This window comes from Candidatus Aalborgicola defluviihabitans (assembly GCF_016705985.1).
Taxonomy (GTDB): domain Bacteria; phylum Pseudomonadota; class Gammaproteobacteria; order Burkholderiales; family Burkholderiaceae_C; genus Allorhodoferax; species Allorhodoferax defluviihabitans.
Map to the genome: position 1 here is coordinate 1 of NZ_JADJKN010000003.1, position 14,107 is coordinate 14,107.

At 50.0% G+C, this 14,107-nt stretch carries 15 protein-coding genes and 2 pseudogenes; 16 read left to right on the plus strand and 1 reads right to left on the minus strand.

The window, feature by feature from the left end:
• The first annotated feature begins 878 nt into the window (after window positions 1–878).
• The 4 genes from IPI80_RS04515 (at window position 879) to IPI80_RS04530 (ending at window position 2,056) form a co-directional block, all read left to right on the plus strand.
• Window positions 879–1,106 carry a hypothetical protein gene (locus IPI80_RS04515; protein WP_413857624.1) on the plus strand — a complete coding sequence of 76 codons (228 nt, stop codon included), beginning with the start codon at window positions 879–881 and terminating at the stop codon, window positions 1,104–1,106.
• A gap of 17 nt (window positions 1,107–1,123) precedes the next feature.
• Window positions 1,124–1,297: an FHA domain-containing protein gene (locus tag IPI80_RS04520; protein ID WP_413857626.1), complete on the plus strand. Its 174-nt coding sequence runs from the start codon at window positions 1,124–1,126 to the stop codon at window positions 1,295–1,297.
• 14 nt (window positions 1,298–1,311) lie between these two features.
• A complete protein-coding gene (locus IPI80_RS04525) occupies window positions 1,312–1,458 on the plus strand; it encodes a hypothetical protein (protein WP_413857628.1) in 147 nt (48 codons plus the stop codon).
• 241 nt (window positions 1,459–1,699) lie between these two features.
• Window positions 1,700–2,056, plus strand: coding sequence for a CHASE2 domain-containing protein (locus IPI80_RS04530; protein WP_413857630.1), 357 nt, complete (start codon window positions 1,700–1,702; stop codon window positions 2,054–2,056).
• Here the strand turns inward: IPI80_RS04530 and IPI80_RS04535 are convergent.
• Window positions 2,053–2,439 carry a hypothetical protein gene (locus IPI80_RS04535; RefSeq protein ID WP_413857632.1) on the minus strand — a complete coding sequence of 129 codons (387 nt, stop codon included), beginning with the start codon at window positions 2,437–2,439 and terminating at the stop codon, window positions 2,053–2,055. The genes IPI80_RS04530 and IPI80_RS04535 overlap by 4 nt on opposite strands.
• Window positions 2,440–2,739: 300 nt before the next feature.
• Here IPI80_RS04535 and IPI80_RS04540 point away from each other — a divergent pair, with 300 nt between their 5' ends.
• From IPI80_RS04540 to IPI80_RS04595, 12 genes and pseudogenes are all read left to right on the plus strand, one after another.
• Window positions 2,740–2,952 (plus strand): CHASE2 domain-containing protein, encoded by a 213-nt coding sequence (locus IPI80_RS04540; protein ID WP_413857634.1) that lies wholly within the window; start codon window positions 2,740–2,742, stop codon window positions 2,950–2,952.
• A gap of 2,257 nt (window positions 2,953–5,209) precedes the next feature.
• A complete protein-coding gene (locus IPI80_RS04545; RefSeq protein ID WP_413857636.1) occupies window positions 5,210–5,380 on the plus strand; it encodes a hypothetical protein in 171 nt (56 codons plus the stop codon).
• 221 nt (window positions 5,381–5,601) lie between these two features.
• Window positions 5,602–5,871, plus strand: coding sequence for a hypothetical protein (locus IPI80_RS04550; protein WP_413857638.1), 270 nt, complete (start codon window positions 5,602–5,604; stop codon window positions 5,869–5,871).
• Between the two features lie 342 nt (window positions 5,872–6,213).
• Window positions 6,214–6,771, plus strand: a complete 558-nt coding sequence (locus tag IPI80_RS04555) for an ATPase, T2SS/T4P/T4SS family (RefSeq protein ID WP_413857640.1) — start codon at window positions 6,214–6,216, stop codon at window positions 6,769–6,771.
• An 11-nt stretch (window positions 6,772–6,782) separates the two neighbouring features.
• Window positions 6,783–7,103, plus strand: a complete 321-nt coding sequence (locus tag IPI80_RS04560; protein WP_413857642.1) for a hypothetical protein — start codon at window positions 6,783–6,785, stop codon at window positions 7,101–7,103.
• A gap of 369 nt (window positions 7,104–7,472) precedes the next feature.
• Window positions 7,473–7,682 (plus strand): hypothetical protein, encoded by a 210-nt coding sequence (locus IPI80_RS04565; RefSeq protein WP_413857644.1) that lies wholly within the window; start codon window positions 7,473–7,475, stop codon window positions 7,680–7,682.
• 474 nt (window positions 7,683–8,156) lie between these two features.
• A pseudogene (locus tag IPI80_RS04570) lies at window positions 8,157–9,301 on the plus strand (Wzy polymerase domain-containing protein).
• Between the two features lie 372 nt (window positions 9,302–9,673).
• Window positions 9,674–10,779 (plus strand): annotated as a pseudogene (gmd, locus tag IPI80_RS04575) (GDP-mannose 4,6-dehydratase).
• Window positions 10,780–10,985: 206 nt separating this feature from the next.
• Complete coding sequence (locus tag IPI80_RS04580; protein ID WP_413857646.1) at window positions 10,986–12,275, plus strand: oligosaccharide flippase family protein; 1,290 nt, start codon at window positions 10,986–10,988, stop codon at window positions 12,273–12,275.
• 119 nt (window positions 12,276–12,394) lie between these two features.
• Complete coding sequence (locus tag IPI80_RS04585; protein ID WP_413857648.1) at window positions 12,395–12,670, plus strand: hypothetical protein; 276 nt, start codon at window positions 12,395–12,397, stop codon at window positions 12,668–12,670.
• A 26-nt stretch (window positions 12,671–12,696) separates the two neighbouring features.
• Entirely contained in the window at window positions 12,697–13,074 is a 378-nt protein-coding gene (locus IPI80_RS04590; protein WP_413857650.1) for an acyltransferase, read from the plus strand.
• 3 nt (window positions 13,075–13,077) lie between these two features.
• Window positions 13,078–14,106: a glycosyltransferase family 2 protein gene (locus IPI80_RS04595; protein ID WP_413857651.1), complete on the plus strand. Its 1,029-nt coding sequence runs from the start codon at window positions 13,078–13,080 to the stop codon at window positions 14,104–14,106.
• The last annotated feature ends 1 nt before the right edge of the window (window position 14,107 follow it).

Here is a 14,107-nt window from a genome sequence, read left to right on the forward strand (position 1 = left end):
ACGGGTGAAGTGGCACCGTCAATAAATACGAGCAAGCTGGATATACGCGTTCAATCCGGCGAAAGACGGTTGCGTTGCTGCAACGGTTCCCCTCCATGGGTGCGGTAGCGACAAGTAAAGCCGATTTTACGCAAACGGTTCCCGCAGGCCTCGACATTTTGAAAGACCGTGGTCCAAAAGCCCACAGCGCACCGAAAGCAGGGGTCTGATACCGGATCAGGCCCAAAGGAGATAGAAAACCACGATGTACCATTTTGGCGTGCAAAGTCAGACCTGGCAGGGCGCGCGATAACAATGGCGCGAAGATTCGGTCGCCTACGATGAACAACGCGACCGCGGTATTGACCGATGGCGGAGGGTGGCTACTCACGGTGGGGTGAAAGTTGCCGGCGGAATGGCTACGGCTTTCATAAAGTCGGAGCTTAGCCGTTAGTTGATGGAGGGCTGGCGATACGGCAAAGCAGCGGAAGTGCGTCGGGCCATGGAGATTTGCGTTGACAATGCCAACCGGTCCATATTCAATTCCGCCAATTCCAATACTAACTACGCTGGCATGGGCACCACACTGGTGGTTGGGTGTTTCGCGAAGACACGCTGGTATTGGGGCATGGCGATTCGCGGTGTTACCGGATGCGTGCGGGTTTGCTGGATCAAATTGCCAAGGACCACTCGCTGTTACAGGAGCAGATTGACGCTGGGCTGATTACCGTTGAACAGGCAGCTACGTCCACCATAAAATCTGGTCACCCGGGCATTGGGCGTGGATGACTCGTGTATGGACGTCAGCGAATTTGCGGTTCAGGTTGGGGACGTCTATCTCGTGTGTTCCGACGGGCTTTCTGACATGATCGACGAGTGCCGCTATCGCTAAAATTATTATGGAAGATTCGCCACTGGAGCAAAGGCGACGCAACTCATTGATTCCGCCAACGAAAATGGCGGAAGAGACATATATTTCGGTGCTGATGGTAGAAGTTCATCCAGCAGCGGAAAAGCGCGGTTTAATCGCCCGTTGGTTAGGGGAAGTAAGATGCAGCAAAGTTTTCCAGAAACACATTACAGGAAAAGGAGTCGATCATGCCGAAAATGATCGTTTCGATCGATGAGGTCGTGATCAAAAGAAGTGCAACTCACCAAGGACAAGACTACCTTGGGGCGCAGACCGTACAACGACATCGTTATCGACAATTTGGCGGTGAGCGGGGAACATGCGGTGTTGCAGATGACCGGCGGTGAGGTGTTTTTGGAAGACCTCAATAGCACCAATGGTACCTATCTGAACGGCAAGGCTGTTTAAGCAGCAATTGCAAAATGGCGACAGCATTGAAATTTGGCAAATACAAAATTAAGTTTGTAGGCGACGGTGAGGCCGACAACTTTGACAAGACCATGGTCGTCAAGGCTCGTCCAGCCTCCTCGCCACAGTCGGTGCCTACGCGGGCGGCCCGCGCCAGCTAGCGTTGGTGGCGACTCTGTAGGTTTTGGTGCGTTCCAAGCTTCCATTAAGGTCCTGTCCAGGAGCCGCTGCTGGGCGGAAGTCCGCTCGCAAAGTGGTGACAACCATTGGTAAACCGGCGTTGCAGTGGCGGCAACAACCCGACGTCATCAGGGCTTGTTGTCACCATGTAGAGGGTGCCGGCAACCCCACGTTGAAATGGTTCACCTATCAAGGCTGAACCGGTGGCTTTGAAGAATGGGGATGCAGATCGAACTCGCGGGTGCGGATGCAGTTCGTTACAAACCTGACAGTTTGTGGTGTTACGGCAGAGTCCAGTTGCGTGCCAGTTTTCAGGTAATACCGCATGAAAACACTAGCTGGCAGCACTGGCAACGGATTGCGGTAACGCTCATTCCGTTGGTCTTCGCTCTCCTGCATGCCATTGGAATTCTCCCTATTGGGGTGCTGCAGCGGCTGGATGACATCATCTACGATGCTCGTTTACGTGCGACTATGCCTAAGACGCTGGACGAGCGCGTCGTTATTGTTGACATAGACGAGAAAAGTCTGGCGGAAGTCGGTCGATTCCCCTCGGGCGCAACAAGCTTGGGCATTTAGTCATTCTGTTTGACCGGCAGAAGATTGCCTTGCTGGGGTTTGATATTGTGTTTGCCGAGGCAGACGACAAGTTCCGGGCTTAGTCGTCTGAATGAGTTGGCGCGAAACAGATTCAGGACCGTGCCGGTTTTTGCAGATACGTGTGCATCAACTTTGGCCCTGAACTGGACTATGACGGCGTATTTGCCAAATCGCTGGAGAAGCGCCCCGTTGTGTTGGGCTATTACTTTACTGGCGATGAGGACGGACGCACCACCGGTCATTTGCCTGCTCCCGTCATACTGGAGAGACGCCGGAAGGGTCGACAGGTCGCCGCGTTTTCGTGGACTGGCTATGGTGCAAACATTGAAGTGCTGGCCAATGCTGCGCCATTGGCTGGGCATTTCAACCCCGTTGCTGATACTGATGGCGTCATTCGCTCTTGCCTTGCTGATGGAATACCAAGGCCAATACTACGAATCGCTGGCACTTCCTGCCATGTTCCGGCGACTGGTAGGCTGCCGCCGGTCGTTGGGTTTCTGACGAGCAATGGTTATCCAAACGTTGGGGCCTGAACCGCGTTTTGCTGAAATCAGGCAAATCCTCGCTTGTAATACCAGTTAACAAAGTATTGCAACACTGGTCCCCTATCGGGGCGTCGGCGGCCCACAGGTGGCTCTTTTCGGTACTTTTCGGCCGCCGATGTGTTGGCGGGGCGTCTGCCACCTGGAGAGTCTAAAGGCAAAATTATTCTTGTAGGAACAACAGCGCCGGTGACCGAAGGATTTGCGGCCCGCCCATTGGAGGGATCTATCCGAGGGGTTGAGTCGCACGCAAACCTGCTCTCAGGGTGGCTTGATGGCAAGGTCACGCTCAAGCCGGATTACGCCGCCAGGCTACGACATAGTTCTGTCTGACAGGGGCGGGTTTGTTGCTTGCGGTTGGTTTGCCTTTGCTTTCGGCGTTGCGGGGGCAGTGATTTCTGAAGTATGGGGGTATTGGCAGGTATCACCGCGATCAATTCTTGGCTCTATTTGTCGTATGGACTGGTCATGCCATTGGCGGCCGCATGTTAACGACGTTGACCGCATTTGCGTTGAACACGAGCTACGGCTATTTTTGTTGAAACCCGATCCCAAGCGAGAACTGGCAAATCTGTTTGGTGCCTATGTTCCTCGGAATTAGTGGACGAGATGGTCAGGACCTGACAGCTACAGCATGAAGGCGTCTGGCCGGGAGCTGACGGTCATGTTCTGCGATATGCGGGGTTTTACCAAAATGTCCGAGCATGGAGCCACCCAGTTGCAGGAATTGACGGGGGTTTTTAGCAACTGACCAGCACCATCAGGGCGAATCGCGGCACGATTGACAAATATATGGGTACTGTGTGATGGCGTTCTGGGGTGCGCCTGTGGAGAACACCTGAATACGCATTTAGCAGTCAAGTCGGCAATGAAATGGTCCTTGCAGTAGGCGATATCAATCAAGACCACCGGGAACGGGGTTTGCCAGAGATTAGGATTGGTATTGCCTCAATACCGGAACCATGTGCGTGGGTGACATGGGTTCCAATATCCGCCGCGCCTATACAGTGATTGGCGACGCGGTTAATCTGGGGTTCACGCACGGAAGGTTTGTGCAAGGCCTACGGTGTGGATATTGTGGTCAGTGAAACATCAAAAGTTGGCGCCTGAATTCGCCTGGCAGGAGTTGGATCGAGTTCAAGTCAGGGCAAGAACGAGGCCGTAACCATTTTTCTGGCCCATGGCTCTCGTGACAAAACTCAACGAATCGTCTGCAACAGAGCTTAAAACTGACAGGAATGCCTTCATCAAAGCCCTATCAGAGCGCAGAATTGGGATCAGGCGGACGTGTTGTTGATCAACTTTAATGCGAATGAATGCAAAAAATTCCTTTCAACTGTATGCAGACCGAGTAGCCTCGATACGTCTGCTCCCCTTCGACCCCTGAATGGGAGATGGTGAAACCAATTTCAGAAAGCAAGTGAGGTTCTTGTCGTGAAAGTACGTGTACTAGGTTGCTCAGAGCCGTAGCCAAAGACTGCAGGACGACTTCGTTTCTCATTGATGGTGAGATCACGGGGGGACGCCGGCACGGAGTTGGAGATCTGACTTTGGATGAAATGCGATGCATTGACCACGTGTTGCTCAGCCACTCCCACCGGACCATGTGGCAGCACTGCCCTTGATGGTGGATGCCATCGCTGCTCAGCGCCAAAGTACCCCTGAAAATATATGCTTTGGCCGGAACCATTCTGGCCCTGCGCGCGCATTTTTAACAACGTTATCTGGCCTGATTTACCCGCATCCCAACACCTGAAGCGCCATTTATCGGATTTTCACGAAATTCAGGTTGGACAGACCATTGAGCTGTTATAAAGTACATTGAAGTCTTGCCAGCCGTTCACACCGTACCGGCCGCAGGGTTCGCCATCACGGCCAGGAAGTGGGTGTTGGGTATTTACCGGCGACACCGAACGCAACCAGCGTTTTGGGATCAGGTTAACCAGTTGAATGTGGCTATGCTGGTGATTGAAAAACGGCCTTCAGTAACCGAGAAAGACCTCGCGCCGCCGCAGCCTGCACTTATCGCCTACGGTTTTGCAAATGAGTTGGATTGCATTGCCAAGGGGGAAGAACTACCCCATACATCACCACCCATACCAAGCCCGCTGAAACGGAACTCATCATGGCCGAAATTCAGCGGTTTGACCAAACCGAACCCTGTGGCCCCAACGTGACGCATGACATCCGCAGGTTACGTGCCGGGCAGGAGTTTTGAAATGAGGGAGTACCGTCGTACCGGCAGGAACATCCGAGAAAGCATCGGAGCAGGCCTTCCTTTGAATCACAAAGCTGCCGTCGAAAAAGCGGGGCATGACTTTTTGAAGCCTGTTTTACAGGCAACTGCACCATGTGACCGCGCGCATTCATGACACACGGGAAAACCTGGGGCAAATCATGCTTGAGAGCCGGCCGGGATATTTGCAGTTGCTTAATGCGGATCGATTGACCTTGTATGCCGTCAATGAAGACCAATCGTCCATTGTTTCCAAGATAAAAACGGGCCTCAATATGCAGCAGCGACCTTAAGCTGCCCATTTCTCCTCAGAGCATTGCCGGTTATGTTAGATTCAGTCGCAAGTTGCTAAATTTGACCGATGTCTATGATGATGACGCCCTCAAGCAGGTCCATCCTGCGCTAACCTTTTTGAAAGTAGTGGACAAACGATCGGGCTACCGCACCGCCAAACCGGCTGGTAGCACCTATTTTGGAGAGGGAAGCACCCTGCATGGCGTGCTGCAGTTATCAACAACAAAGTAATGATCCCTTTGGCGACTTGGAAGTCGATGGTGTAGCAGAGCTTTGCAAGACACTGGCCACTGCCATCCGTCAACGGGCCAATGGCGTGGGATCTCGCCCGCGCAAGAAGGCAACAAAATACGATTCACTGGTTGCGGATGGACTTTTTGACCGACGATGAGCTCCCAGCCAATGTATTCAGAACGCGCGCAGGAGAAGGACAGTCCGTAGAACACCTGCTCATGGCGCAGTACAAAATCAAGCCGCTGCAAATTGGCCCTTCGCTAGGCAGGTTTTTGGTGTTCCCCTGTGAAGCGTTTAATCCGAGTCGCATACGCTCCGAAATGTTGCACGGTGCGCTCAAGCGGGAATTCAGGGTCGAGCAGGGCTGGATTCCACTGGAGGAGTCGCCCGAGGGGCTGGTAATCATGTGCATGGACCCTGAGGCGGTACGTGGCTCGCGGTTGTGCCGCAGGTCTATCCCGTATTTCCAAAATTTGCGTACCGGGTAACCACGCAGACCGAATTTCAAGAAACGCTGGCGCAGCTGTTTGGCGCCATAGCAGACGGAACCACGGTTGACGAACTCGTCGCTGGCATGGACGGCGGGCCGGTTGACGACGGCTTCAATGACGACTCATTGGAGTCCGCTGCCGCCGACAATGAACTATTCAAATTTGTCAATAAAGTGATTATCGATGCCTTACGCAAGCAAAGGCCTCTGACATTCATATTGAGCCCATGCCCGGCAAGTTCAAGACCGGTATTCGGTTTCGCATTGATGGCAGCTTGGTGCCGTATGTCGAAGTGCCTGCGCACTTCCGCCAAGCCATGGTCACGCGCTTAGAGATCATGTGAGCCTGGACATTTCCGAGCGCCGCAAACCGCAAGACGGAAAGATCAAGTTCAAGAAATACGGCCCGTTGGACATTGAACTGCGTGGCCACCATTCCTTCTGCAGGCGGCGTGGAAGACGTGGTCACGCGGATTCTGGCCGCCGGCAGGCCATTCCGTTGGAAAAGCTGGGCTTATCTCCACACAACAAGGCGCGGCTGGAGGCTACGGTCAGCAACCCCTACAGTCTGTTTTATGTATGTGGCCCAACTGGCTCCGGCAAAACCACCACACTGCATTCCATTCTCAGTTTCCCAACACGCCAGATACCAAAATCTGGACAGCTGAGGACCGGTCGAAATCACCCAGAAGGGGGTTGCGACGAGTTCAGGTCAACAAAAGCGGGAATTGACTTCGCACTCATCATGTGCCTTCTTGCGGGCAGACCCCCCGACATCATCATGGTGGGTGAGTCGCGCGATAAAGAAACGGTGTCCATGGGTGTCGAGGCATCGTTGACTGGCCACCGGTCTTCTCTACCCGCACACCATCGGCACCGGAGTCCATCACGCGATTGATGGACATGGGCATGGACCCTTTTCAATTTGCCGATGCCCTCTTGGGCATCCTGGCTCAGCGGCTTGCCAGAAATTGTGCGACTGCAAGGTTGCCCTACGTGCCCGACGCTGACGAATTTCCTCTTTTCGTGACAGAGTATTCCGAAGAGCTACGCCATTCCAAAGCGTGGCAAACCGACCCTGAGGGCGAACGAAAGAAACTTGTGGAGAGCTGGCTAAAAACCTATGGTGAGGATGGGCACATCAAGCTCTACAAGGCAGTCGGCTGTGAGAAATGTGGAAAGACAGGCTACAAAGGCCGGGTTGGACTGCACGGTGCTGGTGGCGGATGATGGTGTCAAACTCATTCAGGAGCGCGCACGCGTGTTAGAGTTGTTTGCGTCTGCGGTAGAGGGTGGCATGCGAACCTTAAAAATGGACGGGTTGGAGAAGATCATGATGGGGCTGACGGACTTGAAGATGGTACGGCAGGTTTGTATCAAATAGCCAGCGTTATACGTGACAAAAATGTCAAAATGAAATGCTTTGCGCCAAAAATTGCCTTTACTTCATCCATTTCTGTCGAAATTGCCGTCGCTAACCCGGAAGTTCATGCCTAGAACGCTTGGCACGAAACCTGCTCTATCGTTCTTGTTATTTTTTTCAACCAAGGAGTTTCAAATTTAGCGTTCTATGCAAAAGGGTTTTACCTGATCGAATTGATGATCGTTGTCGCGATCATCGGTATTTTGCTGCGGTGGCTTTGCCTGCGTACGAGGACTTACACTTATCCGTGCCAAAAACTCGAAGTCATTCTGGCGGCCTCCGGGTTGCCGCACTCCATCACAGAGACTATCCGGTCGTCATCCGTTTCCTTGCCGGTGCTAATGCTTGGGGTTGCGAGTCGTCTGTTCCTACTTCGCAGTATGTAAAGTCTTTGCCACTGATGGCACAGGTAAGATCACGGTGGTCAGCCAAAATATTAAACACCGGAAACCCTGTAGTAACAGGCGGAACTGTAGACCTGACCCCGTCCAAAGACTCCACCGGTGCTGCATTCACAGCACGGATGTATCCTTACTGTTTACAAATGGATCTCCGGACGGCACCACCAATGGCATCACACCAAAATACTTCACGCAGTTCTTGCCGTGGCAGAACTAAGCCATTTAATGGTGTTTGAACGCCCCATTTGGGGCGTTTTTTTGCGTGATTTACTTATGTACTATCAGGCTTTTGCTGCTGTTGCCAGCGCATGCTTGGTTTGGGGGTATTACAGTAGTCGAGACAAATCTGGCTTGGTTGTAGGAATGGCAACTGTCCTATTGGCAGGTGCATTGGTCTCAGCGGGTATAGCGTTGCTGCAAGCGTTGGAACTATCCAGCGAATTTGCCTGGATTAACAGTATGCCCAGTGTGCGGCGGCCCGGTGCAAATCTGGGGCAACCCAATCAATTGGCTACATTGCTTCTGATGGGTATCGCCAGTCTGCTCCTCTTGCTGGAATCCAAGAAACTCGGAGCCATTGCAGCATCGTTGATGGCGCTCGTGTTGATTATCAGTTTGGCAGCCACAGAATCGCGCGCAGGGGTACTGGGCTTTCTGGTCTTGAGCGTCTGGTGGTTTGCCAAGCGCAAAACTATCGCAGCCCAACTGAAACCTTGGGTAGTCGTACTGGTTGGGGCAACGTATTTTGGCATCTATTGGTACTGGCCGGTTTGGATGGGCGAGTTTTATCAATTGCCGGGCGGTGCGATGCCGGCAAACGCAGTGGCCTTTAATCGCTGGATTATTTGGCCGCAACTTCTGCAGGCCGTACTGTTACACCCATGGCTGGGCTGGGGCGTTGGGCAAGTGTCAACTGCCCACAATGCAGTCGTTGATGCATACAGTGTTAGTGAGGCCTATACGTATGCACACAATATTTTGCTGGATCTTGCGCTGGGCATTGGACTGCCATTGACCATATTGATTGTGCTTATGACGGGGGCGTGGTTGTGGCGCCGTCTCCGTGCAAATCGGCGACATGGTGTCTTGGTATTGTCCGGCGGTGGTTGTCCCGTAGCCGTCCATTCGATGGTGGAATTTCCGTTCGCATACGCATATTTTTTGGTGCCAGTTATGTTTGCAATGGGCGCGCTGGATGGACATTTAGGCTTCCAAACCCCACTAAAGTGGGGCATCAAACCGGTAGCCATCGGGCTTGCCATCGGGACGACCCTGTTGGTCTGGTCCGCATGCGAATACCAGGCGGTAGAGGAGGACTTTCGGGTCGTGCGTTTTGAGGCGTTACGCGTGGGCCAAACGCCACAGGATTACGAGAGACCAACCGTTCATTTGGCTACTCCGGCATCGATGCGTTGCTTTATGGCGGCCGCGTGACCCCACGACCAGGCATGCCTGAGCAGGAAATTGAATTGGTAAAGATAGTTGCGTCACGCTACCCTTGGCCTGCTACACAAAATCGTTACGCATTGGCGTTGGCATTGAATGGCAATCCGGCAGAGGCAACCCCGCCAGTTGCGGGTAATGCGTGCACTACACGGTACTAAGGCTTATGCAAAGATAAAAATTGCCTGGGTGACAATGGCCAATGAAAGGTATCCTCAGCTGAACGCAGTTAAGTTACCTTGACCCAACGTGAACAGCCTCTCTGTGAAGGTATCGGCCCTTGCAACTTTGTCAGCGTAGTTGTGGTTTGTTGCCACGTTCAGTCAGCTATGCCTACAGAGACAATTGAGTAGTATTTCAGCAGCCTGGTAGGTCACTATTGGATTAATGCGGACGGAAATGCACCGAGATCTGTGAAGCCCACTCTCTACCGGGCATGCAAGCAATTTGAGCGGTATATAAAAATGGATTTGGTAATGACGTAGGAATTATGGACACACCAACGTGTTTGTTCCTATAACTAGAATCAAAATATGAATAATCGAAAGCTGGAACCAAAAGTCGCATTGATCACTGGTGTGACAGGACAGGATGGCGCCTATTTGGCTGAACTTTTGTTGAACAAGGGTTATATCGTGCACGGAGTGAAGCGACGTGCATCGCTATTTAACACCGCCAGAATCGATCATTTGTATCGTGATCCCCATGCAGTGGGAGTACGGTTCTTCTTGCATCACGGCGACTTGACTGACTCGTCGAACCTCATTCGCCTTATAAAACAGACCAAGCCAGGATGAAATTTACAACCTTCCGGCACAAAGCCATGTTGCGGTGTCCTTCGAGGAGCCTGAGTACACGGCAAATACCGACGCATTGGGTCCCTTGAGGCTGCTAGAGGCCATTCGCATTCTAGGGATGGAAAAGAAAACACGCTTCTATCAAGCTTCCACTTCAGAGCTTTACGGCATGGTTCAAGAAACCCCGCAGAAAGAAACTACACCGTTCTATCCGCGCAGCCCATACGCCGTCGCCAAACTATACGCCTATTGGATTACGGTTAACTACCGTGAGGCTTACGGAATGTTTGCATGCAATGGCATCCTTTTCAATCACGAATCCCCAGTGCGAGGGGAAAACTTCGTTACTCGCAAAATCACGCGGGCCTTAGCGCGCGTATAAAACTTGGTCTACAAGATCACCTGTACTTGGGCAACCTGGACGCCAAAAGAGACTGGGGACACGCAAAGGACTACGTTGAAATGCAGTGGTTAATGCTGCATAGGACCAACCCGAAGACTTTGTAATCGCAACGGGTGTGCAATATAGCGTACGCGACTTTGTCGACGTGGCAGCGATGGAACTAGGCATTCAACTTCAATGGGAAGGCAACGGATTGGACCAAAAGGGCTTTTGATGAAAGGGACATTGCATTGTCTCGGTAGACCCACGATATTTTCGACCTACTGAAGTTGAAACTTTGCTGGGTGACGCCTCAAAAGCAAGGGAGAAACTGGGGTGGATACCAAAAATCTCATTCTACGAATTGGTTGAAGAAATGGTGCGTGAAGACCTTAAGTCTGCCGAACGTGACGAGCTTGTCAAGAGACACGGATATAACGCGAACGATTACCACGAGTAAGTGATTATGAAGATGGAGCTGAATCTGTTCGCGGGCCTCGCGAATTCGGTCTGGTCAGCAGCACTGGGCATGGCGACAGTGCCTATATACATTGAGTATCTAGGAATAGAAGCCTATGGGTTGATCGGCTTTTTCGCGATAGCCCAAGCAATGCTTTCACTTTTAGATCTTGGAATGGCATCTACGATAAATAGAGAAGTCGCCCGATGTGGAACAAATGCCAATGCCACCCAGCTAAAAACCTTCTACACACCCTCGAAACAGTCTATTGGGTGGTAGCGATTTTGATCGCATTGATAGCCAGCAGTCTGGCTAGCCCAATAGCAAAATATTGGTTGATATCAAATCAAATGTCACAGAGTGAGTTGAGTTGTTCAGTAATTTTGATGGGCATAGTTATCGCCAGTCGCTGGCCCATAGGACTATACCAAGGCGTACTACTAGGCGCGCAACGTATGACGTTATATAGTGGAATTAATATTGCAATGGTAACCATAAGTAGTTTGGGCGCAATTGTTGTTCTAGCGTATGTTTCACCATCAATACAAGCGTATTTTCTTTGGCAAGGAGTCACAGGCATTGTCTATGCTGTCGTTGCGCGTCAGGCGGCTTGGAGAGTCGTTGGTAAACGTGTTGAGACAAGATTTGACTCGAAAGAATTAAGGCGTGTAAGAAAGTTTACTATCGGCATGGCGTTGGTATCACTTATGGGCTTTGTTCTTTCTCAATTGGACAAGGCAATACTCAGTAAGGTTCTGACGTTGACAGATTTCGGCTATTACACACTAGCGACAGTAGCCGCTAGCAGTTTGTATTTGGTGGCAGTGCCTGTTTACAACATAATCTACCCACAATTTTCATCTCTTGTCGCGACTGGAAGACTCGATAAACTGGAGGAACAATATCGATTTAGTAGTCGCGTTCTATCAATCTTTATCTTTCCTATTGCGATTATGCTTGCAATATTCGCCAAAGATTTAATATATCTATGGATCGGCAATATAGAGACTGCAAAAAAAGTAGCAAAATTAATGTTTTTCTTGGCGATAGGGTCCGCGTTTAACGGGATAATGTATGTCCCACATGCATTGCAGCTAGCTCTAGGTCTGACTCGATTGCCAATTGCAATAAATGCAATACTAGTTCTTGTCATTGTCCCACTAACCATATTATTAGCGATCGAATATGGAGGCCATTGGAGCGCCATGTCTTGGGCCTGCTTGCATGTTCTTTATCTTTTTATAGGGACAGCACTGACACACCGTGCAGTACTTAAAGGAATAGGAAAAAAATGGCTATTTTTCGATCTTGGCATCCCACTTCTTTTGACTATCATAGCCGCATTTTTTGCATTAATAATACTAAATAAAACCGAATATTCCTCTGTGGTTAGGGTTATGCTTGGGTTGGCTTTGACTTCGATTACTATTGTTACCGGAGCTTTGTTGACACAACCGATCCGTATCTATATTTTTAAAAGAATACAACGGATTTGATGGACCGTTGCTAACGAATAAGTCGCTCATGCACCGGAACATGTATAGTTTTTATGTATAGAGCAAATTTAAAATTGCTTAGTACTCTACCTTGGGTATTATCAGCATTCCTGTATAGATTGAAAATCTATCACTGGATTGGTTCACTCCGATTCACTGCCTCACATGTAGGCAAGGATACTTACGTTGATCCAAGTGTTCAGATTATTGGCTGGAAAAATGTATCAGTTGGAAGCGGTACAATAATATCAGAGGGAGCTTGGTTAAATGTGAACTATCGAGAAAGCCCTGAAGTAAAAATAAGAATAGGCAACAATTGCCATATTGGCAGGCAGAATTTTTTTTCCTCTGGACCACTGATTCATATTAAGGATTATTTGGCTTTACAGGATTGAATTGCCATTTCTTAGGTTGCAGCCACATGATCGATTCGCCGCTTATTCCTTATATTAACTCCGGATTAAATTCTGGCGGCATTATTGAAATCGGAGTTAACTGTTGGTTGTCTACCTCTGTGACCGTTATGGAGAATGTCAGAATTGGTTGCGGTTCGGTTATTGGGGCTCGATCACTTGTATTAACTGATCTACCTAAATTCTGTATTGCAGTTGGAAGTCCAGCGAAAGTGATTAAGCGCTTTGATTTTAGAAGTAAAAAGTGGTTGAATGTCGACGACTGGAGTCCGGATTCGGAAAAATATTACCCTAGTGAAGAGGAGTATTTGAGTGAATTGAAGCGAGCATACGCGAGGACTACTCCTTCATTGATTGCAGGTAGTCGTCGTTTTGGATGGTTGTAAGACGTGAATAAGTTTAAATTATCCATTTGCATCGCGACTTTCAATAGGGCTACTTATATAGGTGAAACATTGAACTCCATACTTAGTCAGTTGGATTCAAATGTAGAGCTTATTGTTGTTGATGGGGCTTCTCCAGATAGTACTGGTGAGGTAATGCGCGATTATGCAAATCGATACCCCCAGGTTCGTTATTTCAAAGAACAAGAGAACTCTGGTGTTGACCGAGATTACGATAAAGCAGTTGGGTACGCCTCCGGAGAGTATTGTTGGCTGATGACCGACGATGATCTACTTTTGCCTGGTTCTGTTGCTACAGTATTGAGTAAGCTGACCGGTCAATGGGATCTGGTAGTCGTCAATTCAAAGATAAAAAATGCCGATCTGTCAAAGACGCTCGCATCCCGCCAGTTAGATCTAGAAGATGACAGGGTGTACTCTGGTAATCGCTCTGAGCAGTTTTGTTCTGACTGCATGCGGTACTTATCATTTATCGGCAGTGTTGTTATACGACGAGATGCGTGGTTAAGTAGAGATCGTGTGTCGTACTATGGGACGCTTTTTGTACACGTGGGAGTCATCTTTCAAGAAAAGGCCCTGGAAAACGTCTATGTAATTGCAGCACCTCAGATCGTTATCAGATACGGGAATGCAATGTGGACGTCTAAGGGCTTCGAAATTTGGATGTTCAAATGGCCTCAGCTCGTTTGGTCGTTTGACCGGTTCTCGGACGAAACCAAAAAATTGGTGTGTAAAAAGGAGCCCTATACAGAGTTACGAGAACTTGTATTAAAGAGAGCAATTGGCGTCTACGGGTTAAAGGAATATCGTCAATTTTTGGCTGGACAAGTTTTTGGGTTAGCAAAGCTACAGGCGCTTGGCATCGCACTTACACCAGCATGTTTTGTAAACACATTGGCGAGCCTTTATTGCATAGCTTTCAATAGAAAAGCGTTGTCGGGCATATACGATTTTTCGAGAAGCACTAATTCGACGGTAATCAGTCGCATGGTTGCCCGAATCATGAACGTCTGAG